Consider the following 24,522-nt stretch of genomic DNA (forward strand, 5'->3'; position numbering starts at 1 on the left):
TCTCACGGGCCCGTCAGCCACGCTTGCTGGCCTTGCGGTATCCGATCGCCAGGGGCACCGCGCACACGGCGGCGATCCCGGCCGCCCACAACACCGAGAACAGCACGGGCTCGGCGATCGGGCCCTCCAGGGACAGGCCCCGCATGGCCTCGATCGTATAGCTGACCGGTTGGTGCTCGACGATCGGTTGCAGCCATTCCGGGTACTGGTCCAGGGGCACGAACCCGATCGAGAAGAACATCAGCATCGCGATGACGATCTCGGTGGCCTGCGGCACGATCGTGTTCGACGAGAACAGCGCCAGCGTCAGCACCGCCGCCGACAACGCGACCCCGAACAGCGCGGGCATGAACACCCACAGGATCGCGGCGAGGACGCCCTGTTCGAACCGGAACCCGAGAGCCAGGCCGACGCACATCACCACCAGCGTGATCACCACGATGCGGACGAAGTCGGCGGCCAGCCGCGACAGCAGGCCCGCGGCCCGGTGCACGGGGACGACCCAGAAGCGCGACAGCAACCCGACTTCCCGCTCGCGCATGATGCCGACCGCGCCGATGATCGCCCCCGTCATTCCGCCGACCAGGGCGACCAGCGGCACCTGGCCGTAGAGGCCGCTGTGCCCGGTGACCTCTTCGAGCACGTCGCCCAGCACGATGTCCAGGGCCACCAGGAACGCCGCGGGCATCACGAAGGACTGCACGAGCGTCGCCGGGTCGCGGCTCCAGCGGCGCAGGATGCGCCAGGTCAGCACACCTACCTGCGGCAGCAGCCGCTTCGGCGAGTTCTCCCAGATCTTCTCCCGGCGGTGCCTGCCACCGGGACGGTACGGGGCGGTCACCAGGGGCTCCGAGGATTCCAGCGTCATTCCGACCGCCGTTTCCTGGTCACCCACAGGTGCAGGGTGAGCGCCACGACGATGCAGCCGACCGCCCACGCGACCGCCGGGAACAGCACCGACCAGTTCGCCTCCGGCGCGGCACCGGAGCTGTCACCGGCCAGGGCCTGCAGCGCGTAGACCCACTGCGACAGCGGCTGATTGCGGACGAAGCCCTGGATCCAGTCCGGGAACCGTTCGACCGGCTGCAGACCCACCGACGCCAGCCCGAGCGTCAGCTGCGGGATCAGCATCATGGGCGCGGTCGCCTCCGGGTTCTGGGTAGCGATGCCGATCAGGTCGCCGATCAGCGCCAGCGCGGCGCCGATCAGCAGCACCAGCGCGACGAAGCCGACGAGGCCCGGCACGCCGTTGTCGAACCGGAAGCCGATCACATGGCCGCACGCCACCGAGACCACCAGCGCCACACAGCAGCGGTACATGCTGGCGGTCATCCGGGAGGCCAGCGGGGTGATCGCCGGGATCGGCATCGCCCGGAAGCGGCGGTTGATGCCCTGGACGGAGTCGGTCGCCGAGCGGAACGCCGCCGAGATCGCGGCGAACCAGATCGCCTGCAGCACGATCAGCGGCGTCAGGTACTGCGCGTAGCTGCTCAGCGGCTGCACCGCGCCCATCATCTGTTTGAGCGGAAGGTAGTACCCGATGGTGAAGACGATCGAGCCGATGATCTGGGTGGCCAGCTCCCCGTTGCGCAGGGTCGGGGTGATCATCCGGATTGTCAGCACCCACCACTGCTGGATGTTGGAGACCGGCGGTCGCGGGTCCGCCGGGATGATGGACTGTCCGATCACGAGTCCGCGGCCACGAGGTCGTCGGACTGGCCGTCCCGGCCGCGGGTGCTGTCCCCGGTCAGCGCCAGGAACACCTCGTCGAGGGACGGCCGGCGCAGCGCGATGTCCATCAGCTCGATGTGGTGTTCGCTGAGCAGGTGCAGCGCCTGCATCAGCGTGTTGGGTCCGTCCGGCGCCGGCATCGAGATCCGGTCCGAGGAGTCGCTGATCGCGGCGCGGTTCGCGGCGGGCAGCAACGGACCGAGGATGCGGGCGACCTCGGGAACGTCGCCGAGCTGGCGGGGCACGATCTCGCAGTAGGTGCCCCCGGTGCGCTCCTTGAGCTGGTCGGCGGTGCCCTCGGCGATCACGGTGCCCTTGTCGATGACGATGATGCGGTCGCTGAGGAGGTCGGCCTCCTCGAGGTACTGCGTGGTCAGCAGCGTGGCGATCCCGGCCTCTTTGAAGTCGGTGACCAGTTCCCAGATCGCCTGCCGGCTGCGGGGATCCAGGCCGGTGGTCGGCTCGTCGAGGAACACCACCTCCGGGCGCACCACCAGCCCGCACGCGATGTCGATGCGGCGCTTCATGCCGCCCGAGTAGTTGCCGACGGGCCGGTCGCCGGCCTGCACCAGGTCGAACTGCTCCAGCAGTTCCTGGGCCCGCTGCTTGGCCACCTTCTTGGTCAGACCCTGCAGCCGCCCGAACATCAGCAGGTTCTCGCGACCTGTCAGCAAATCGTCCAGCGCGGCGTGCTGGCCGGTCAGCATCAACGCCCGCCGCACGCCGGAGGGGTCGCTGACGACGTCGTGGCCGGCGATGAGCGCGCGTCCGCTGTCCGGCTTGATCAACGTGGACAAAATGTTCACGGTGGTGGTCTTGCCGGCCCCGTTGGGGCCGAGCAGACCGAGCACCTCGCCCCGCTCGACCTCGAAGCTGACGTCGCGCAGCGCCTGGACGGAGCCGAAGGACTTCTTGATGCCGGCGACGACCACCGCCTTGTCGGACCTGGTCATGCGCTCTCCTGAAAACCGCTCACGACAGATCGACCAGCGCCAGCTCGTCGCCGGCCGCGTCGCTGTCCTCCTCGGCGAGCGCATCCCGGGTGACCTCCAGGAGCGCCGTCGAGTACTGCCGGGCAAAGGATTCCACATCGGTGGGCCCGAGCCGGCGGCTGTCATACCACCAATCCAGGTGCAGCACTCCGCCGGTGCGGTAGACCCGCAGCTCCAGCGCGTGCCCGAGCCCGGGCAGCGCGTCGCGGATCGGCATGGCCGTGTCCGAGTCGAACCGCACCGGGGCGTCGTCGGGCTGCTCGGCCGGCACGTCCGGGATGGTGCCGACATGCGAGAACAGGATGTCGGCGGGACGGCCGGCACCCAGCACGCGCGCGGTCGGCGCGTACAGGTAGCGCAGCAGGCCGTAGCCGATGCCGTAGTGCGGAACCGCCTTGAGCGTCTCCCGCACCTCGTCGAGGGACTGGGTGGCCGAACTGTGCGTGGACGCCGACAACACCACCGGGTGGACGGTGGTGAACCAACCCACCGTGCGCTGCAGATCGACGTCCGGCTTGAGCACCGAGCGGCCGCGGCCGCCGAGATCGACGGTCACCGCGCCCTCCCCTACCGTCGCGGCGACCGCGCGGCCGAGGGCGGCCAGCAGGATCTCCTCGACCGGGAGGCGCAACCGCCGCCGGGCGTCGTCGATCTCGCCGGTCTCGGTCGCCGACAGCGCGGTCGACATCCGGGCCACGTCGTCGGCGCCGGGACGCTCACCCGGTTCCGGCCCGGCCACGCTGAGCGTGGACCTGCGCGCGGTCTCGAACCAGTAGTCGCGGCTGTCGAGCACCGCCGGATGGCTGGCCAGCCCCGCGCAGCGCTGCGACCATTCCCGCCACGACGCCGGGACGGGCGCCAGCGCGATCTCCTCGCCGGCCATCCGCTGGCTGAACGCGGTGAAGATGTCGGTGAGCAGCACGTCGCGCGATACGTCATCGCCGGCGATGCCGTGCAGGCTCAGCGCCAGATACGACGCACTGCCGGCCGCGCCGCGGATGAACGTCGCGGTCAGCGGCACCACCACCTGGTGCTCGCGCACCTGCTCGTCGAGGAACGCCAGCACCGCCTCCCGCTCCTGCGGGCTGCCCTGGGCCACCCCGTCGGGCAGCTGCCGGGAAACCAGCTCGGTGAACTCGGCGGGCTCGGCGATGCGCTGATCCCAGGTGCCGGCCCGCTCCACCAGGTGTACGCGCAGCGCGTCGTGGGCGTCGGTGACCGCGGTCAGCACCGCGCGTACGTCGTCCTCGCCGACATCGGGGCGCAGCCCGAGGATCACCGGGATGCGCCAGCGTCCGATGTCGCGCAGGCCGTGCTCGAGGAAGTACGCCACGTTCGGCGGGACCGGCGGGTGCACCGCATCGTCGAGCGTCTGGCGGGCCAGGCCGCCCTCGGCGTAGCGCGCGGTGAGCACCTTGGCCAGCGACGACACCGTCTGGTTCTCGTAGAGATCCTGCGGCGTCAGGTCCAGGCCCTCGTGGCCCGCGGTCATCGCGACGCTGATCGCGATCAGCGAGTCGCCGCCGATCTCGAAGAAGTTCGCGTTGCGGTCGATGTTCGACAGGCCCAGGCACTGCCCCCAGATGCGTTGCAGCTTGGCTTCCACCGTCGACCCGCCGCCGGCCGCCGCGGGGGCCGCACCGGCCGAGGCCGCCGCGGCGGCCATCCCGTTGCCGCCGGCTCCGCCGGCCAGCCACGCGGCGTTGGCGTTGTGCTCCACCCAGTGACGCTGCTTGGCGAACGGATAACCGGGAAGCGTGACCAGCGTGTGCTGTGCCTCGGTGCCCTGGTCGAAGTCCACCTCGACGTCGGCCGCCCACAGCTGGCCCAGCGCGAGCAGGAACGTGTCGTGGTCGTTGCGGTTCTGCGCCTGGTGCCGCATCAGCCGCACGGCGCGGTGGCGCTCACCCCACTTCGGGTGGCGCCCGGCCGACGACGTCAGCGTGCCGCCGGGGCCCACCTCGACCAGCACGCGGTCCGGCGCGGTCAGCAGCGCGTCGAGCTCGTCGGCGAAGCGGACGGTGGCCCGGATCTGGCGGGCCCACGTCGCCGGGTTGGTGGCCTCGGCCGCCGTCATCGTGGTCCCGGTGATGTTGGACAGCAACGGGATCTGGGGTTCGCGCAGCGTCACCCCGGACAGGAAGGCGCCGAACTCGGCGACGACGGGATCCATCAGCCGGGAGTGGAACGCGTGCGAGGTGCGCACCCGCCGGGCCGCGACGCCCTTCTCGGCCAGCGCGGCCTGGAAGGTCCGGATCGCGTCCTCGCTGCCGGCCACCACGCAGCTGCCCGGATCGTTGATTGTCGCGACGTCGACGTCCGGCGTCAGGTGTTCGGCGACCGCCGCAGGGCTCAGCGGCACCGCGACCATCACCCCGCGCGGGGCGGCGTGCATCAGCTTGGCGCGCTTGGACACCACCTTGACCGCGGTGTCGAGGTCGAACACGCCGGCGATGGTGGCCGCCGGGTACTCGCCGATGCTGTGCCCGGCCATGATCGCCGGTTCGACACCGTAGGACTGCACCAGCCTGGCCAGCGCGTACTCGACGGTGAACAGCGCCGGCTGGGCCCGGTCGGTGTGCTCCAGGTTGCGGCCCACCCCGTCGAAGATCTCGGCGCGCAGGTCGTAACCCATCTCGTCGCTGAACGCGCTCGCGCACTCGTCGAAGTGGCGGGCGAACACCGGCTCGCTGTCGTACAGCCCGCGGGCCATGCCGACGTGCTGGGCGCCCTGCCCCGGGAACAGGAACGCGACCCGCTCAGCCGAGCCGTCGGCGTCGGACACCGCCTGGCCGACGAACACGTTGTCGGTCGCCCCGTCTGCGTGAGAGGCCGACAGCACCGTCGCGGCATCGGCCGCATCGTGCACCACGGCGGCGAGCCGCAGCGGCTCCTTGCGCCGGCGGTTCAGCGTGTACGCGGCGTCGGGCAGGCTGACCTCGTCACCGGCCTCGTCCGACGCGGCAAGGTGAGCCGCCAGCGCCGCCCGCGACTGGTCGAGGGCCTCTTCGGTGCGCGCCGACAGCACCAGCACCTGCGGCCGGGACGGCGCGGGCGCCGGCGCCGGGGTGTACGGCGCCTCTTCGAGGATGACGTGGGCGTTGGTGCCGCCGACACCGAACGAGCTCACACCCGCGCGGCGGATGCCGTCGGATTCCCACGGCCCGTCCTGGCTGCGGATGCGGAACGGTCCGCGGTCGATGTGCAACTCGGGGTTCGGACTGGTGTAGTGCAGCGTGGCCGGGATCGCCTTGTGCTCCAGGCACAGGATCGCCTTGATCAGGCCCGCGATGCCCGCGGCGGTCTCCAGGTGGCCGATGTTGGACTTCACCGAGCCCAGATAGCAAGGCGCGCTACGGGTTTCCTCGGCCAGATCGAACGCCTGGCGCAGCCCCTCGATCTCGATCGGGTCACCCAGCGGGGTGCCCGTGCCGTGGGTCTCCACGTAGGTGATCGTCGACGCGTCCACCCCGGCGATCGCGTGCGCCTCGGCGATGACCTCGGCCTGGCCCAGCGCGTTCGGCGCGGCGTAGGTCATCTTGGTCGAACCGTCGTTGTTCAGCGCCGAACCGCGGATCACCGCGTGGATGTGGTCGCCGTCCTCGACGGCGTCGGCCAGGGCCTTGAGCACCACCACACCGACGCCGCTGGCGAAGATCGTGCCGTCGGACCGCACGTCGAACGGGCGGCACTGTCCGGTCGGCGAGACCATCGCGCCCTGCTCGTACCAGTAACCGACGTGGTGCGGGATGCGCAGCGAGGAACCGCCGGCCAGCGCGATGTCGCACTCGCCGTTGAGGATGGACTGACAGGCCAGGTGCACCGCCACCAGCGACGACGAACACGCCGTGGCCACCGACAGCGCCGGGCCGCGGAAGTCGAACTGGTGGGCCACCCGGGTGGCCAGGTGGTCCTTGTCGTTCTGCAGCGACAGGTTGACCATCTCGAAGCTGGCGCCCTGCCCGATCACCATCATCGGGTCGAAGTTCGACATCAGGTTGTGCAGCAGGTAGCCGCTCGAGCTGCTGGTGCCGAACACGCCGACGGTGGACTCCAGCTCCTTCGGGTCGTAGCCGGCGTCTTCCAGCGCGTGGAACACCGCCTGCAGGAACAGCCGGTGCTGCGGATCGAGCATCCGCGCCGCGTACGGCGTGAAGCCGAAGAAGTCGGCATCGAACTCCTCGATACCCGGCATCAGCCCGGCCCGCCGCACGTAGCCGCGGTTGGACAGCGCCTTCTCGGTCACACCGTTGGCGAGCAGCTCGTCCTCGGAGAGGTCGACGATCGACTCGACTCCGCCCCGCAGGTTGCGCCAGAACTCCGACACCGACCCCGCGCCCGGGAACTTGCCGGCCATGCCGATGACCGCGATCGCATTGTCAGGCAACTCTCGGTCATGTTCGTCGGCGTTGTTCAAGGCACCGCTGGTCACGATCGTGGTCCCACTTTCCGCCGCGATGCGGCTCGTTGCCGCGCTGCGGCCCGCTGTTGTGCCCGTTCGCGCAGGGCGTTCGGGCGCTCGGCAGACTCCTGCTCCTCGAGCCCGAGCTGACGGATCAGATCGAGCGCGAGATCGGACAGCGTAGCGCCCTGCAGCAGCAGAGCCACCGGCGGCTCCACGCCGAAGTCGCCGCGGATGGTGTTGCGCATCCGGACCGCCATCAGCGAATCCAGACCCAGCTCGGTCAGCGGCTGCGCGACGTCGACCGCGCTGTCGTCGGAGTAGCCCATGATCGCCGAGATACGGCGACGCAGCCGCGCCACCACGACCCGGTTGACCTCGGCGGCGTCCAGCGCCTTGAGCGCCTCGGCGCCGCCCCAGTCCTCGTCGACGTCGTCGGTCTGCAGCTCACCCACCAGGTCGGCGAAGAAGCCGATCTGGTGGATCTCCGGGAACGCCGCCGCGGCGCGGTCCAGCCGCAGCCGGGCGATGCCCACCCGCGAGAAGCCGGCGGCCATCACGCCGCCGAGCGCGTCGACGCCCTCGGCCGGGGTGATCGGGTCGAGCACCGAGAACCGCAGCGTGCTGGCCAGACCCACGTCGGCCCACTGGCCCCAGTTGATCGCGATCCCCGGCAGCCCCGCCGCACGGCGCCACGCGACCAGCCCGTCCAGCCATGCGTTCGCGCACGCGTACGCGGCCTGGCCGGGAGATCCCAGCAGCGACACGATCGAGGAGAAGCCCACCCACCAGTCGAGGTCCTTGTCGGCGGTGACCTCGTGCAGGCGCAGCGCACCGGCCGCCTTCGGGGCCCAGATCTTGTCCAGGCTCTCGCGGGTGAGGCCGACGAAGATCTCGTCCTCCAGCACGGCGGCCGAGTGGATCACGCCGCGCAGCGGCTTTCCGGTCTCTTCGGCGGCGGCGACCAGCCGCTCGGCGACGCCCGGGACGGCGATGTCTCCGGTGACGACGACGATCTCGGCGCGCCCCGACAGTTCGTCGAGCGCCGACTGCACCTCGTCGGACGGCCCGCTGCGGCCGTTGAGCACCAGCCGGCCGGCGCCGTTGTCGACGAGCCAGCGCACCACGGACATGCCGACACCGCCGAGCGCGCCGGTGACGACGTAGGCACCGTCGGAGCGCACCACGAGCTGTCCCGGGGTGGCGGGCAGGCTGGCGCGGGAGAGCCGCTCGACGAACCGGGTGCCGCCGCGCCAGGCGATCACATCGTCTGCGCCGTTCGTTTCGATCTCGGTGACCAGCGCCGCGTCGTCGCCGCCCGTGTCGAGCAGCGTGGTCTTGAGGTCCGGATGCTCGTAGGCCAGCACCCGGGCCAGGCCCTTGAGGCTGTTCGCGCCCGGATTGCCCTGGCCGCCTTCGTCGTCGGAGACGACCAAACCGCCTTGGGTCACCAGCCACAGCCGCGGCGCCTTGCCGTGCCAGCTGCCGACGATCGCGCGCACGGTGCCCGCCACACCCCAGATCACGTCCCGGGCGTGCTCCAGGCCGCCGGCGGCGTCGCCGCCGTCGAAGGCCGGGTTCGTCGTGAACACGACCACCCCGGCGGGCGGGAGGTCGGGATCGGCCGTCGCGGTCGCGAACGCCTCACGCACCGCGGCTTCGTCGCCGAGGTCGGCGGTGATCACCCGGCGGGTGTCGGCGCCGAACCGGCTCGCGAACTCCTGTGCGCCGGCCTTCCCGGCCTCGCCGTCGGCCAGCGCCAGCCAGCTTCCGCTGACCGGGCTGCCGGCCGGGGCCGGAGATTCGACCCAGCGCGAGTCGAAGATCTTCTGCGACAACGGAAGTGGCACGGTGCGGCGCTGGATGCGCTTCAGGTGCACGTCGTTGACCTGGGCCAGCACGGTACCGGTGTCGTCGGTGAGGGTGACGCGGCCCATCGCGTCGCCGCTGTCCTCGACCACGCCGACCAGTTCGGCGCGGCACGTGGCCCGCCTGCCGATCTGCCCGTACACCCGGATCGACCCGAAACCGACCGGCAGGTAGGTGACATCGGTGGATTCCGACAGGGTCTCGTCGCTCATCGCGGCGGCCAGGCCCTGCAGCGCCGCGTCGAGCATCACCGGATGCAACGCGATGCCGCGGTGCGGGGTGGCCTCGTCGGGCAGCACGATCTCGGTGTCGGCCTTGCCGGACGACCGCACGATGCGGGTCAGCGCGGCGAACGCGTGCGCGTGGTGGGCGCCGGTGCGGCGCACCGCGGCGTAGAACTCCGACGGCGACACCGGCGTGCCGTCGGCGGCGGGCACCACCTTGGCCGGGACCGCGTCGTCTTGGGCGGCTTTCACCGAGCCCACCGCGTGCCGGGTCCAGGTGCCCGCATCGGAACGCGAGTGGATCTCGACGCGCAGCGCGCCGTCCTCACCTCCGGCGAGCTGGGTGGTTAGCCTGGTGTGCTCGTCGAGCGGCAGCATCTGCTCGACCTCGACGGCCACCTCGACCCCGGTCGCCGGCAGGCCCAGCGCCTCGCGTCCGGCGGCCAGCGCGATCTCGGCGAAACCGGCGCCCGGCATCACCGCCAGCCCGTGCACGATGTGGTCGGCCAGCCAGGGATGTGCCTGCAGACCCACGTCGGACTGCCACACATGACCGGAGCCCGCCGGCAGCTCCACGTGCAACCCCAGCAGCGGGTGCGCACCCGAGAAGCCCTGCGTCGCAGAGCGATCCGCCATCCAGTACGGCGAATGCTGCCACGCGGTCGGCGGCACGTCCACCAGCGCGCCGGTGGCGCCCTCGGGCTCCTTCACCGCCGGCGGACGCACCGCGGCCAGCTGCGCGTGGAAGGCCAGCGTCTCGGGCTGGTCCCGGTTCACGGTCGCCCCCACGTGGTACTTGCGGCTGGTGGACTGCGCGGCGAGGGTGTCCGAAATCGCATGCGTCAGCAGCGGATGCGGGCTGATCTCGATGAAGTTGCTGTGGTCGGCGCTGGCCTCGTGCACGGCCTGGGAGAACCGCACCGGGTTGCGCAGGTTGGCCGCCCAATAGTCGGCCGAGTACATCGGCGCGGCACCGGTGTACGCGACGGTGGAGACCAGCGGGATCTTCGGCGCCGCGGGCTTCAGGTAGGCCAGCGCCTCCCGCAGTTCGGGCAGCACCGGGTCGATCGTCGGATGGTGGGATGCGACGTCCACCTCGACGCGCCGGGCCAGCTTGCCCTGCGCGTCGACCGCGGCGACGAGTTCGTCGACCTGCTCGGGCGGGCCGGCGATGACCGTCTGCTTCGGCGAAGCGTACACCGCGATCGTCACGTCGGGCCGGTCGGCGATCAGCTTCTCGGTGGCCTGGGCGTCGAGCTCGAGCAGCGCCATCGCGCCCTGCCCGGACAACCGCTTCATCAGCCGGGTCCGGGTGGCGATGACGTCGAAACCCTCGGCCGGGGTGAGCACCCCGGCGACCACCGCGGCGGTGGCCTCACCCATCGAGTGGCCGATCACCGCGTCGGGTTCCACACCGTAGGACCGCCACAACTCGGTCAGCGCCAGCTGCATTCCGACCAGAACGGGCTGGATGCGGTCGATGCCGACGACCGGCTCACCGGTCTCCAGCGTCTGGCGCAGCGAGAACCCGACCTTGTCGACGAACGCCGGTTCGAGTTCGTCGACGGCCTTGGCGAACGCGGGCTCCTCGGCCAGCAGGGCCTTGCCCATGCCGGCCCACTGCGCGCCCTGACCGGAGTACAGGAACACCACGCCCTTGCCCGCGCCGCTGCGGGCGTCGTGGGCGCCGATCACGCCCGGCGCGGGGCGCCCGTCGGCCAGCGCGCGCAGGCCGGTGACCGCCTCGGCGTGGGTCCGGGCGCACACGGTGGCGATGGTCTGGTGGCGGCTGCGGTGGTGGTTGACGGTGTAGGCGACGTCGACCAGCGGCGCGGTCGCGCCGTCCCCCTCCAGCCAGTCGGCCAGCGATCCGGCGGAGGCGGCCAGCCGGGCGGGAGTCTTGCCGGAGACCACCAGCGTGACCACGCCTTGCGCCGCGTCGGCGGCCGGGACCGGCTCGGGGCCCTGCTCCAGCACGATGTGGGCGTTGGTCCCGCCCATGCCGAACGAGGACACCGCGGCGCGGCGGGGATGCTCGCTCTTGGGCCACTCCCCCGCTTCCGTCGGCACGAACAGCCGCGTCGGCTTCGGGTCGATCTGGGGGTTCCACTTCTCGAAGTTCAGGTTCGGCGCGATCTTGCCGTGCTGCAGCGTCAGCACGGTCTTGATGAAGCCGGCCACGCCGGCGGCCGCCTCGAGGTGGCCCATATTGGTCTTGACGGCGCCGAGCGCGCACGGCACATCGCCCTTGCCGTACACCGCGGCCAGCGCGTCGAACTCGATCGGATCGCCCAGACCCGTTCCGGTGCCGTGGGTTTCGATGTAGTTCACGGACGCGGCGGTCACGTCGGCGGATTTCAGCGCCCGGGTGATCACGTCGCGCTGCGACGGGGCGTTCGGCGCGGTCAGGCCGTTGGAGCGGCCGTCCTGGTTGACCGCCGAACCGCGCACCACACCGACCACACGGTCACCGTCACGCACCGCGTCGGTCAGCCGCTTGAGCACGACCACGCCGGCGCCTTCTCCGCGGACGAAGCCGTCGGCACGCGAATCGAAGGCGTGGCACTTGCCGTGCGGGGACAGCATGCCCCACTTGGCAAGGGCCAGTTGGGTTTCCGGACGCAGATTCAGGCTGACCCCACCGGCCAGCGCCAGGTCGCTCTCCCGCATCCGCAGGCTCTGGCAGGCCAGGTGGATCGACACCAGCGACGACGAGCACGCGGTGTCGACCGCTACGGCGGGGCCCTTGAGCCCCAGCAGGTAGGCGATCCGGCCGACGGTGACGCTGTGCGCGTTGCCCGTCGCCGAGTACGCGTCGATGGTGTCCGGGTTGCCCGCCGACGAGTTCTGATACTCGGTGTAGTAGACGCCCATCATCACGGCGGTGCGCGTCTCGCCGAGGGTGTCCGGCGCCAGGCCGGCGTTCTCCAGCGCCTCCCAGGCCACTTCGAGCAGCACCCGCTGCTGCGGGTCCATCGCGGCAGCCTCGCGGGGCGTGATGCCGAAGAACTCGGCGTCGAAACCGGCAACGTCGTCGAGGTAGGCGCCCCACTTGGTGGGCATGCGGCCCGGCGCCATCGGGTCCGGGTCGTAGAACGCGTCGCCGTCCCACCGGTCCTTCGGCACCTCGGTGACGGCGTCCACACCGTTCTCCAGCAGCTCCCAGTAGCTGTCGGGGCCGGTCACGCCGCCGGGGAACCGGCAGCCGATACCGACCACCGCGATCGGCTCCGCCCCGGCCACCCGGGAGGCCTTCTCGAACTGCTCGGCCAGCTTGCCGCGCTGTTCGGCCGACATAGCCGCGATCCGGTCGAACGTGGTCTTCATCAGATGGATCCCTCACTGCCGGCGTTCGCCGACTCGACGGAAGAGAACAGCTCGTCAAGCACGCTGAACGAGTCTGGATCGTCCTCGGGTTCTTCGGGTTCGGGTTCGTCGGCCGCGCTCTGAAGCGGTGCGAGCAGGTCGGCGACGAAGTCCGACATCTGCGAGATCGACGGGTGGTTCCACAGCATCGTCGCCGACAGATCCACGCGGACCAGTGCCTTGGCGTCGCGCAGCAGGTTCATCGCCATCATCGAGTCCAGGCCCAGCTCCGGGAACGGCATGTCGACATCGACCGCGTTCTCCGGCATCCCGAGCTCGCGCGCCAGGATGGAGCGCAGCCTGGTGCGCAGTTCGGCGATGGTCTGCTGCCGGTTCATGGCCGACCAGTCGACGAATTCGGCTGCGCCCGCGTCGTGCTCGCCGGCCGCCGGGGCGGGTGCGGACTCCACCGGGGTGTACGACAGGCCGCGGATGTCCACCCACACGGTGCCGTCGGCGCTCCTGACCGCGACGTCGACCACCAGAGTGTCTCCATCACCGGAGCGCCGGTAAGCCTCGACGACGCCGTTGGTGCCCACCGATGCGGCGACCGCGAGAGTCTCGGCGCCGGCGGGCAGCAGCAGCTGCGCGGTGTCGGCGTCGGCCAGGCGGGCCACGTGCACCGCGGCGTCCACCAGGGCGGCCGCCGGCGATTCGGTCCGGTCGGGCAGCGTGACGTCGGCGCGCGCCCCGGCGGGGGTGGCGGTGCAGTCCGAGACCGTCCACTCGAACGGCTGCCCCTCCACGCCCAGTGCGCTCTGCATCTCGGCGATCGCCGCGTCATCGAACGCCGTGCCGCTCGCGCCCTGGTCACCGCGCAGCTGTCCGGCCGGCGCGTCGGCCAGCTCGGCACTCGCGTGCCGGGTCCAGCGCTGTTCCGGGCTGTCGGGCCCCGCGCTGGACCACACCGTCAGCGCGTTGCCGTCGGCCACCACGTGGATGACCTTGGGCTGATCGGCGACGATCGGGTACTCGAACCGCACATCGCCGACCGCGACGGTCGGACCGCCACTTGAGCCTGGGCCCGCGAGCTGCGCCGCTGCGGCCGAAAGCGTCTGCAGCAGAACCGAAACCGGCACCACCTCGACACCGCGGACACGGTGCGCGACCGGGTACGAGCGCTGGCCGGGCAGAACCCTGGCGCGCCACAGGCGGTCATGCGAGGTGCCCTCGACCGGCTCGCCGAGCACGGTGCCCCAGGCGGGCGCCGCCACGGCGCTGAGGTCGGCGTCGTCGCCCGGCCCGGACACCAGGTGGTCGAGCACCTTCACCGAGGCGCGCATCCGGTACGCGTCGGCCAGCCGCGCCCAGTCGGCGCCGGCCACCACGGTCTGCACCGCGGCGTCCGGGCTGAGCACCGCGGGCAGCATCTTGATCGCCACGTCGTTGGGCATCGGTTCCAGCCCGGCGGCCTTCATCTGGGGCTGGGCGTCCGACCACGACTTCCACAAGCCCCAGTCGACGACGGTCGCCGGCAGCCCGAGGGCCCGCCGCGCATGGGCGAAGGCGTCGGCGAACGCGTTGGCCGCCGTGTAGTGGCCGACCGCCCGCGACCCCAGCAGGCCCGTGATCGAGGAGAACAGCACGAAGCGGCGCACCGGGGTGCGCAGCGACAGTTTGTGCAGCACCGCCGCGGCGTCGACCTTCGCCGCGAACATCGGGCGCAGGTCGTCGTCGGTCATGTCGGCCAGCAGCGCCTCACCACCGGCCAGCGAAGCCAGGTACACGCCGTCCAGCGGGGGAAGGTCCGCGCCGAAGCGGTCGAACACCGCGGCCATCGACGACTCGTCGGACGCGTCGGCGGCGACCTCGACCAGCGTGGTCCCGCGGGCGGACAGCTCCTCGGCCAGCTCGGCGAGCTGCGACCCGCCCCGACGGGACACCGCCACCACCGTCGAGGCGCCCATGTCGGCGAGCTGACGGATCAGGTACGGCCCCACGTTGCCGGTGGCGCCGACGACCAGATGGCTGGTGCCGCTCTCCAGTCGGGTCAGCGACACGGCCGGCAGCGGGTGCGGGACCAGTCGCGGAACACGACGCTCCGCGCCGCGGTAGACAGCCTGATCGTCGCGGTCGGAGTCGGTCGACGACAGCGCCGTGGCCTCGGCGCGCAAATACTGCGCGAGCAGCTCGGCCGGCAGGGCCTCGTCGACGTCGATGAGGCCGCCCCAGAACTCCGGGTGCTCCAGGGCCAGAGTGCGGCCCTGCCCCCACAGCACGGCGTGCGCCGGGTTCGCCCGCTCGCCGTCGGCAACCGGCTGGGCATTCCGGGTCACGACGAAAAGTCTTGGTGCTTCGGCCGTTTCGGACAACGCGACCACGAGCCGGCGCAACTGGTGGAATGTCGTATAGCTCGGCGCGGCGTCGAAGCGCCGCGCCGCGACCGGCGGTGCGTACACGACGTGCTCGACGCCGGGCAGCGCCGCCCGCACGGCGTCCGCGTCGTCGAGCACCGACAACGGCAGCGTCCGCGAGCCCGCACCCAGCAGGTCGGCCAGGTCGGTGTCGGCGTCGTCGGCCAGCACCAGCCACCCGACGTCGGGCCCGCCGGCGGGCAGGTCACGAACCGGCCAGCTCAGCCGGTGGAGCCACGCGTGCTGTTCCCCCTCGGCCGGCGCGACGTCGGCTCCGTTGTGCTTGTGCCGCACCGATTCCGCGGCAGCGGTGTGAATCCAGTGATGGGCGTGGTGCCACGGGGTGGTCGGAAGCTGCACGCGGGTCGCGCGCTGCGGTGTCTTCGGTGGGCGCACCGTGTGGGTGGCGTTGAGGTTGGTGTGGAAGGTGACCGTGTCGTTGGTGTCACGCTGCAGCGTGGCGATGCTGTGGTGGTGCGTGCCCGCGAGCGTGTCCTTGATCGCATGGCTGAGCAGCGGGTGCGGGCTCACCTCGACGAACACGGCCTTGTCGGCGCCGGCGGTGGCCACCGCGCGGGCGAACCGCACCGGGTTGCGCAGGTTGGCCACCCAGTGCCCGGCGTCGAACACGTTGCTGCCGTCGGTCGGGCGTTCGTCGGTGGTGACGATCACCGGGATGCTGGGCTGCCTGGGCTGCAGATCGGCCAGCTCGGCGCGCAGGTCGTCAAGGATCGGGTCGATGATCGGGTGGTGCGACGCGACGTCGACCTCCACGCGGCGGGCCAGCTTGTCGAGCTTGTCGACCTCGGCGATCGCGGCATCGACCTGGTCGGGCGGGCCCGCGATCACGGTCTGGTTCGGCGAGGCGTACACCGCCACGGTCAGGCCGGAGTATCCGGCGATCAGCTTCTCGGCGGCCTGGGCGTCGAGCTCGAGCAGCGCCATCGCCCCCTGTCCCGACAGCCGCTTCATCAGCCGCGACCGGGTCGCGATCACCTTCAGGCCGTCGGCCGGGCGCAGCGCGCCGGACACCACCGCGGCGGTGACCTCTCCCATCGAATGGCCGATCACCGCGTCGGGCGTGACGCCGTAGGACTGCCACAGCTTGGTCAGCGCCAGCTGCACCCCGACCAGCACCGGCTGGATGCGGTCGATGCCGACCACGGTCTCACCGCTGGTCAGCACGTCGCGCAGCGAGAACCCGGCCTGGGCGGCGAAATCGGGCTCCAGTTCGTCGACGGCGGCGGCGAACGCCGGCTCCTCGGCGAGCAGCCGCCGGCCCATGCCGGCCCACTGCGATCCCTGCCCGGAGTAGACGAACACCGTCCCCGAACCGCACGGGCCGTCGTGGACCGGCACCACGCCGGGGGCCGGGTAGCCCTCGGCCAGCGCGCGCAGCCCGGCGACGGCCTGGTCGCGGTCGGCGGCGGTGACGGTGGCGAACCTGGCGTGCTGGGCACGGCGGTGATTCACGGTGGCCGCGACGTCGGCCAGACCGATCCCGGCGGACTCCGGTGACTGCAGCCAGTCGGCCAGCCGTCCGGCCAGCGACGCGACACGGGCCGGCGTCTTACCGGTGACGACCAGCGTGCTCACGGACGGTTCCGGTTGCGCGGCAACCGGTTCGGCGACCTCCGGGGCCTGCTCGATCACTATGTGGGCGTTGGTGCCGCTGACGCCGAACGACGACACCGCGGCGCGGCGCGGGCGCTGCAGGGCAGGCCACTGGAGGTGCTCCGACGCGATCCGGAATTTCTGCGCGCCCTCACCGGCCTGCGGGGTCAGCGTGTTGAAGTGCAGCTGCTTGGGGATGGAGCCATGGTGCACGCTCAGCACGGTCTTGATGAACCCGGTGACGCCGGCCGCCGACTCCAGATGGCCGAGGTTGGTCTTCACCGAGCCGAGCACCAGCGGCGCCGAGTCCTTGCGGTCGCCGTACACGGCCGCCAGTGCGTCGAGTTCGATCGGGTCGCCCAGTGAGGTGCCGGTGCCGTGTGCCTCGACGTAGTCGATGTCCGACGGCTCCAGCCGGGAGGTCTGCAGCGCCTTGCGCATCAGTTCCTGCTGGGCGGGGCCGTTGGGCACGGTCTGGCCGCTGCTCGCACCATCCTGGTTGACGGCGGATCCGCGGACCACGGCCAGCACCCGGTCCCCGTCGCGCAGCGCATCGGTGAGGCGCTTGAGCACCACCACCCCGGCGCCCTCGCTGCGGACGTAACCGTCGGCGTCGGCGTCGAACGTCTTGCACTTGCCGTCCGGTGCCAGCATGCCCCAGCGCGAGCAGGCGATGTTGTTCTCCGGGGACAGAATCAGGTTCACCCCGGCGGCCAGCGCGTGGTCGCTCTCACCGCGGCGCAGACTCTGGCACGCCAGATGGATCGACACCAGCGACGACGAGCACGCGGTGTCGCTCACCACCGCTGGGCCGCGCACCCCGAGGAAATACGACAGCCGGCCCGCAGCAAAGTTCGGGGCGTTGCCGAACGGGATGTAGGGGTCGATGTCCTCGGGCGCCAGCTTGCCGACGATCGAGTGGTAGTAGTCGTTGGTGGTCATCCCGATGAACACACCGGTCGATGACCCGCGCAGCGTGCGCGGATTGATGCCGGCGTCCTCCAGCGCCTCCCACGCGAGCTCGAGGAGCAGGCGCTGCTGCGGATCCATCGCCGCGGCCTCGCGCGGTGCGATCGAGAAGAACTCGGCGTCGAACTCATCCGGCTGCCACGACGTCAGGAAGCCGCCCTCGCGGTTGACGATCGTGCCCGGCACGCTGTAGTCCGGCGAGTAGAACTCGTCGGCATCCCACCGGTCGGCGGGCACCCGAATGACGCCACTCTCGCCGTCGCACAACAACTTCCAGAAGTCGTCGGCGTTGTCGACGCCGCCGGGCAGCCGGCAGCCGATGCCGACCACGGCGATCGGTTCGGTCTCGGTCTTCTCCGCCGCCGCCAGCCGCGCGGTCAGGTCGTCGATCTTGCGCAGGGCCTCGGTGATGATCGCGCGGCGATCAGGTGACGCGGACGGCTTTGAGGACGCTTGGGTCATTCCACTCAACTCAATCTTTCCGAAAGTCTCGCCAGCAGTTCGTCCTCGGCAAGGTCGTCGTAGGCGTCCTCATCGACCCCTTCGCCTCCCACGCCGTCATTGGCGTGGTCCCCACCCTCGGTACCGGCGGTCTCGATTATCTCAGGAAGCACCGTTGCCAGATAATCGGTGAGCGCTTCGACGGTCGGATAGTCGAAGACCACGGACGCGGGCAGCGCCTCACCTAGGCTCTCGCTCAGCGAACGCTGCAACGTTACGCTCATCAGCGAATCCATTCCGAACTGGAAGAACCCGACCGTCGGGTCCAGCGTGTGGGTCGAGGCAAGGCCCATTGCGGCCGCGACCTGCGCCAACACGTGGTCGGTGAGCAACTCCAGGCGCCGCTGCGGCTCACACTCTTTCAGCTCCTGGCGAAATCGGGTGTCCCCTGCCAGCAAAACCTGGCTCGCAGAGGTCTCCTCGGCGAGCAGGTCGTCGAGAATGTGCAGCTGCGCCCGGGTGTGATAAGCGGCGGCCAGCCGCGGCCAGTCCGCGGCCACCACGGTCGCGCGGGCCGGCGCCTGCGGTCCCACGAAGGAACGCAACGCGGTGATCGCCACCGCGTCGTCCATCGGTTCCAGCCCGGACTCGGCGGTGGCCTGCCGCTCGAACCCGGTCTGCACGTCGGCCAGCGACTTCCACAGGCCCCAGTTGATCGCGCACGCCGGCAGACCGGCGGCGCGGCGGGCGAACGCGAACGTGTCCAGGAACGTCGTCGTGGCCGCGTAGTGGGCCAGCCAGCGCGACCCGAGCACACCGGAGATCGACGAGAACAGCACGAACTGCTCAACCGGATGCCCGAGCGAGAGCTTGTGCAGCAGGGCGACGGCGTCCATCTTGGGCCGGAACATCGCCACGACGTCGTCGCGGCTCATCTCGGCCAGCGTGACCGGACCGCCGCTCATCGCCGCGAGGTAGATGCCCTTGAGCGGCGGCAGGTCGGCGCCGAACCGGTCGAACACCGCGCGCAGCGACGTCTCGTCCGAGGCGTCTGCGGCGGCGGTGACCAGCGTGGCGCCCGATTCGGCCAGCCGCGCGGTCAGCTCGTCGAGCCGGTTGCCCGGGTTGCGCGACACCGCGACGACGGTCTTCGCGCCCATCGCGACGAGCTGCTCGATCAGGCCGGGACCGATGTTGCCGGTCGCGCCGATCACCAGATGTGCGCCGTCGGCGTCGAGGGTCTCGGCGCCGGCCGAGGCCGGAGGCAGCGCGTGCATCAGCCGGGCCACCCGACGGGTGCCGGCCCGGTAGACCACCTGGTCCTCCCCGTCATCGGCGTGCGCCTCGGCCAGCACCCACCTCGCCGCGACCACGGCGGGCACCGACTCGTCGATGTCGATGGCCCCGCCCCAGATCTCGGGGTGCTCCAGCGCCAGCGTGCGGCCCAGACCCCACAGCACGGCCTGGGCGGGGTTGGCGCGGTCCCCCACCTCGACCGGCTGGGCGTTGCGCGTCAACAGGAACAACTGCGGAGCCGCCCCCGAACCGGCCGCGGTCGTCGCGGTCGACGCGATCGTGCGGCCGGTCTCGAAGATGTCGTAGCCCAGCTCGTCCCCGCCCGTCGGCGCATACACCACGTGCGTGGCACCGGCGAGGTCGGTGCCGTCGCCGGTGGCGACGGGACGGCCGAGCAGCCGGCCCATCTCAGAGGCCAGCGCGTCGTCGCCGACGACCACCCAGCTTGCGTCCCCGGCGGATGCGGAATCAGGTTGTGCGGCAAGAACTTTGGCCGGCCAGGTGAGTTCGCAGAACCACTCCGGCGGCACCGCGCTGTCCGCCGGCAACGCACCGCCACGCGCCGCACCGCCGCGGCGCAGCGGACGCACGTCCACCCAGTGCCGGCCGCGCAGCCACGGTGTCGTGGGCAGCACGACGTGCGGTTCGGCGCGATGGGCGGTGTGCGGGGGCCGCGACGTGTGGGTGGCGTTCACGTTCGCGCGGAACGTCACCGCGTCGTCGGTGTCGCGGGCCAGCGTGCCGATCGTGCGGTGATCCGGAACGTCGGCCAACGTGTCGGCGATCGCCTGCCCCAGCGTCGAGTGCGGGCTGATCTCGATGAACGTCCCGTGGCCGGCGGCGGCGGCCTCGATGGCCTGGCTGAACTTGACCGGTCGGCGCACGTTGGCCACCCAGTAGTCCGCGTCCAGCGTCGGCGCATCCCCCGCCTCGGTGACCGTCGACAGGAACGGCAGTGCCGGGATGTTGGGCTCGATGCCGGCCAGCGCCTCCCGGATCTCGGGCAGCACCGGGTCCATCAGCGCGGTGTGCGACGCGACCACCATGTTGACGCGGCGGGCGAACGTGTTCTGGGCGGTGACGGCGGCGATGACGGCGTCGACCTGGTCGGGCAGGCCGGCCACCACGGTCTGGCGCGGCGACAGGTACCCGGCGATCTCGACGCTGGGATGCGCGGCGATGCGCGCCGCGGCCTCGTCGGCGGCCAGGTTCAGCAGGGCGACGGCGCCTTGGCCGGCCAGCCGGGACATGATCGACGAACGGGCGGCGATCACCTTCAGTCCGTCCGAAAGGCTCAGCGCGCCGGCCACGACGGCGGCGGTGACCTCACCCATGGAATGGCCGATGACCGCGTCGGGATGCACGCCATAGGAGCGCCACAGCTCGGTCAGGGCCAGCTGCAGCCCCATCAGCACCGGCTGTACCTGCGCGTCGCCGCTGACGGTGTCCCCGTTGGCGATGATGTCGTGCAGCGAGAAGCCCACCTGCTCGACGAAGACCGGTTCGATCTCGGCCAGAGCCGAAGCGAAGGCCGGTTCCTCGGCCAACAGCCCGCGGGCCATACCCGGCCACTGCGAACCCTGCCCGGAATACACGAACACCGTGCCCGGCTTCGGATTCCCGTCGGCCGCACCGACGACGCCGGGCGCCGACTGGCCCGCTGCCAGCGCCAGCAGGCCGCCGATGGCCTGGTCGCGGTCGCGTGCGGCCACCGTGGCGAACTTGGCGTGCTGGGTGCGGTGATGGTTGAGCGTGTGCGCGACCTCGGCCACCGGCACGTCGGCGCCCTCGCCGGCCATCCACTCGGCCAGCATCGCGGCCTGTGACGCGATCCGCTCCGGGGTCTTGCCCGACACCACCAGCGTCGTGACGGCTTCCGGCTCGTCGGCGGGCGCCGGCGGCAGCACCGGCGGCTGCTCGATCACGACGTGGGCGTTGGTGCCGCCGAACCCGAACGACGAGATCCCCGCCCGCCGCGGCCGCCCCGCCGCGGCCCACTCGGTGTGCTCGGCGACGACCTTCAGTCGCAACTTCTCGAACGGGATGTGCGGGTTGGGCTGCTGGTAGCCCAGGTTGGCCGGAATCCTGTGGTGCTGCAACGCCAGCACCGCCTTGGCGAACCCGGCGATACCCGCCGCGGCCTCCAAATGGCCCAAGTTCGACTTCACCGCCCCCAGCAGCAACGGCGCGTCGGCTGGACGTCCCTTGCCCAGCACGGTGCCCAGCGCCCGGGCCTCGATCGGATCCCCCAGCAGCGTGCCGGTGCCGTGCGCCTCCACGTAGTCGACCTCGCGGGGATCCACTCCGGCCGCCGCGTAGGCGGCGCGCAGCACCGCCATCTGCGCCGACGGGTTCGGCGCCATCAGCCCGTTGGAGCGACCGTCCTGGTTGATCGCCGATCCGCGGATGACCGCGAGCACGCGGTCGCCGTCGCGCAGCGCGTCGGACAGCCGCTTGAGCACCGCCACCCCGCAGCCCTCGCCGCGCACGAAACCGTCGGCGGCGGCGTCGAACGCGTGACACTGACCCGTCGGCGACATCGCCTCGGCCTGGTCGAAGCTGCGGGTCGGCGCCGGGGACAGCAGCAGGTTCACCCCGGCGGCCAGCGCCAGTTCCGAGTCGCCCGAGCGCAGGCTCTGGCAGGCCAGGTGGATCGCCACCAGAGCCGACGAACATGCGGTGTCCACCGTGACCGACGGGCCGCGCAGATCGAAGTAGTACGACACCCGGTTGGCGATGATGCTCAACGCCCCGCCGGTGCTGTACCAGGCGTCGATGCCGCTCAGGTCCGTCGACCCGAGCTGGGCGTAATCGGCGGCGCTCGCCCCGGCGAAGACACCGGTGGCCGTCTCGGCCAGCGCATCGGCCGCGATACCGGCGTGTTCCAGCGCCTCGTGGGTGACCTCGAGCAGCAGCCGCTGCTGCGGGTCCATCCGGGTCGCCTCACGGGGGATGATCTCGAAGAACTCGGCGTCGAAGGCGTCCAGATCCCGCAGGAACGCACCCCACCGGGTGGTGCCGGCCAGCGCGGCGGCGCCCTCGGGGGTGCCGTCGTCGAACCACGACCAGCGGTCCTCCGGCACCTCCCGCACCGATGAGCGGCCCTCCATCAGGAACCGCCAGTACGCGTCGGGGCCGGCGATGTTGCCGTCGACGTCGTCACCGCCGGGCAGCCGCAACCCCAGCCCGATCACCGCGATCGGCTCGTTCATCGACGCCGGGCGGTCCGTTCCGCGGCCCGGGTCGACGGGCTCGACCTCACCGCCGGTCAGGAACTTGGCGAGCGCGTCCACCGTCGGGTACTGCCAGAAGTCGACCGGGGACACGGTGCGGCCCAGGAATTCGGAGAGGACACCGGTGAGCACCACCGCATCGCGGGACCCCACCCCGAGATCGTGCATCGAGGCACCGCGTTCGATGTGCTCGAGACTGCAACCGTTGTTCGTGACCAAATAGTCGATCAACCAGCGACGTACAGCAGCCTCGTCGAAGGCAGACGTCATGTAGTGGCGTCCAGACGGCTGAACTTCTCGGAGCGGTACAGCTCGACGCAGGACGCGCGGCGCACCTTCCCGCTGGTGGTCAGCGGCAGTGAACCCGGCGCCACCAATGCGAAGTCGGACAGCCGAACGCTGTGCGTCATCGAGATCGCCGATGTCACCTGCTGCTTGACGGACTCCAGCACCGATTCGTCGAGCTGCTTCTTCAGCTCCGCGATCACCACCAGCTTCTCGGTGGCCTCGTCCGGCACCGAGATCGCCGCGACCCGGCCGCCGGTGAACTCGGCGACGGTGGCCTCGATGTCGTCCGGGTAGTGGTTGCGCCCGTCGACGATCAGCAGGTCCTTGATGCGCCCGATGATGTACAGCTCATCGTCGAACATCACGCCGAGGTCGCCGGTGCGCAACCACGGGCCCTTGGGGGTACCGGTGCTCGGCTCGGCGAGCTGCGCGGCGAACAGCTCGCTCAGCTTCGGGTTGTGCCAGTAGCCGGCCGCCACGTGCTCGCCGTGCAGCCAGACCTCGCCGATCTTGCCGGCGGGGTTCTCGGTCTGGGCGTCGGGATCGACCACGCGCACCGTCGTCGACCGCGGCACACCGCATCCGATCAGTTCGGCGCCGTTCTCATCGTCGCAGCGCTCGGCGTGCCCGGCGGCGAGCTTCTCAAAGTCGAAGCGCACCGCGGTCGGCGGTCGGCCGCCCGCGGACGCCACCACGTACACGGTGGCCTCGGCCAGGCCGTAGGACGGCCGCATCGCCGAGCCGGGCAGGCCGAATGCGGCGAAGCGCTCGTTGAATCGCCGCACCGTCGCGCCGTGCACGCGCTCGGCGCCGTTGATCATGACCACGACGGAGCTGAGGTCCTTACCGGCGAGGTCCTCGTCCTTGGTGCGCTTCACGGCGAGCTCGAACGCGAAGTTCGGCGCGGCGGTGAACACGCTGGGGTGCGAACCCAGCTGCTGCATCCAGCGGGCCGGTCTCTGCATGAAGGCCACCGGGCTCATCAGCACCGCCGGGCGGCCCAGCATCATCGGGATGAACACTCCGACGATCAGCCCCATGTCGTGGTAGAAGGGCAGCCACGACACGATCGTGGTGTCCGCCGGCACTCCGTCGGGATAGGCCTCGTAGTAGTCGGCGAGCAGCTGCTCAAGATTGGCCAGCACGTTCTTGTGGGTGACCACCACGCCGGCGGGCTGCCGGGTGGAGCCGGACGTGTACTGCAAATAGGCCGTCTTGGGCAACGCGGCCGGCGGGGCCGCCTTGGCCGCAGAGTCGAAGTCCAACGTGTCGACCTCGAGGAACTTCGGCGGCCGCTGCTTCGGGTCGGCCTGGCCGTACTTGCGGACCTCGTCGACCACCGCCGAGGTGGTCAACACCACCACCGGGGTGGAGTCCTTCATGGCGCCCGTCACGCGCTCGTCGTGGTGGCGGGTCTGCGGCATCGACAGCGGCACCGCGATGAACCCGGCCGCGATCGCGCCGAGGAATCCGATGATGTACTCCAGGCTCTGCGGAGCCAGGATGACCGCCCTGTCCCCCGGCGAACCGAGCTTGGCCAGCTTCTCGGCGACGATCAGCGCGCGCTCGTGCACCTCCGACCATGTCAGGCTTTCGGAGACACCTGCCGGGTCAACTTCGTAGTCGACGAAGGTGTACGCGATGTCGTCGGGCTGCTGCTGCGCGCGGTCGGCGAGGACCGCTGGGATCGTGGCTTCAGACAACGCCATCTCCTACATCCTTTCAATCGTCTCCCGACATGGT

At 71.1% G+C, this 24,522-nt stretch carries 8 protein-coding genes; all 8 read right to left on the reverse strand.

Annotated features, from left to right (window positions below; all coding sequences use genetic code 11):
* Positions 1-13 precede the first annotated feature (13 nt).
* Genes ACTWP6_RS07870 through ACTWP6_RS07905 form a run of 8 tightly spaced genes read right to left on the reverse strand, consistent with a single transcriptional unit; the run spans position 14 to position 24,488 of the window.
* On the reverse strand, positions 14-868 hold the full coding sequence (locus ACTWP6_RS07870) for an ABC transporter permease (RefSeq protein WP_313901389.1): 855 nt from the start codon (positions 866-868) through the stop codon (positions 14-16).
* A complete protein-coding gene (locus ACTWP6_RS07875) occupies positions 865-1,689 on the reverse strand; it encodes an ABC transporter permease (protein ID WP_443187300.1) in 825 nt (274 codons plus the stop codon). The genes ACTWP6_RS07870 and ACTWP6_RS07875 overlap by 4 nt, the downstream gene beginning before the upstream one ends.
* A complete protein-coding gene (locus ACTWP6_RS07880; protein WP_443187301.1) occupies positions 1,686-2,684 on the reverse strand; it encodes an ATP-binding cassette domain-containing protein in 999 nt (332 codons plus the stop codon). Before ACTWP6_RS07880 ends, ACTWP6_RS07875 begins: the two co-directional genes overlap by 4 nt.
* 19 nt (positions 2,685-2,703) lie before the next feature.
* Positions 2,704-7,155: a type I polyketide synthase gene (locus tag ACTWP6_RS07885; RefSeq protein ID WP_443187302.1), complete on the reverse strand. Its 4,452-nt coding sequence runs from the start codon at positions 7,153-7,155 to the stop codon at positions 2,704-2,706.
* Entirely contained in the window at positions 7,152-12,545 is a 5,394-nt protein-coding gene (locus ACTWP6_RS07890; protein ID WP_443187303.1) for a type I polyketide synthase, read from the reverse strand. The genes ACTWP6_RS07885 and ACTWP6_RS07890 overlap by 4 nt, the downstream gene beginning before the upstream one ends.
* Entirely contained in the window at positions 12,545-17,983 is a 5,439-nt protein-coding gene (locus ACTWP6_RS07895) for a type I polyketide synthase (RefSeq protein WP_443187304.1), read from the reverse strand. Before ACTWP6_RS07895 ends, ACTWP6_RS07890 begins: the two co-directional genes overlap by 1 nt.
* Before the next feature lie 5 nt (positions 17,984-17,988).
* Positions 17,989-22,761: an SDR family NAD(P)-dependent oxidoreductase gene (locus ACTWP6_RS07900; RefSeq protein ID WP_443187305.1), complete on the reverse strand. Its 4,773-nt coding sequence runs from the start codon at positions 22,759-22,761 to the stop codon at positions 17,989-17,991.
* The gene (locus ACTWP6_RS07905) at positions 22,758-24,488 is read right to left on the reverse strand and encodes an AMP-binding protein (protein ID WP_443187306.1); all 1,731 of its coding nucleotides are present in this window, start codon (positions 24,486-24,488) and stop codon (positions 22,758-22,760) included. The genes ACTWP6_RS07900 and ACTWP6_RS07905 overlap by 4 nt, the downstream gene beginning before the upstream one ends.
* Between the last annotated feature and the right edge of the window lie 34 nt (positions 24,489-24,522).

It is taken from the genome of Mycobacterium sp. 4D054 (assembly GCF_052245755.1).
Lineage (GTDB): Bacteria > Actinomycetota > Actinomycetes > Mycobacteriales > Mycobacteriaceae > Mycobacterium.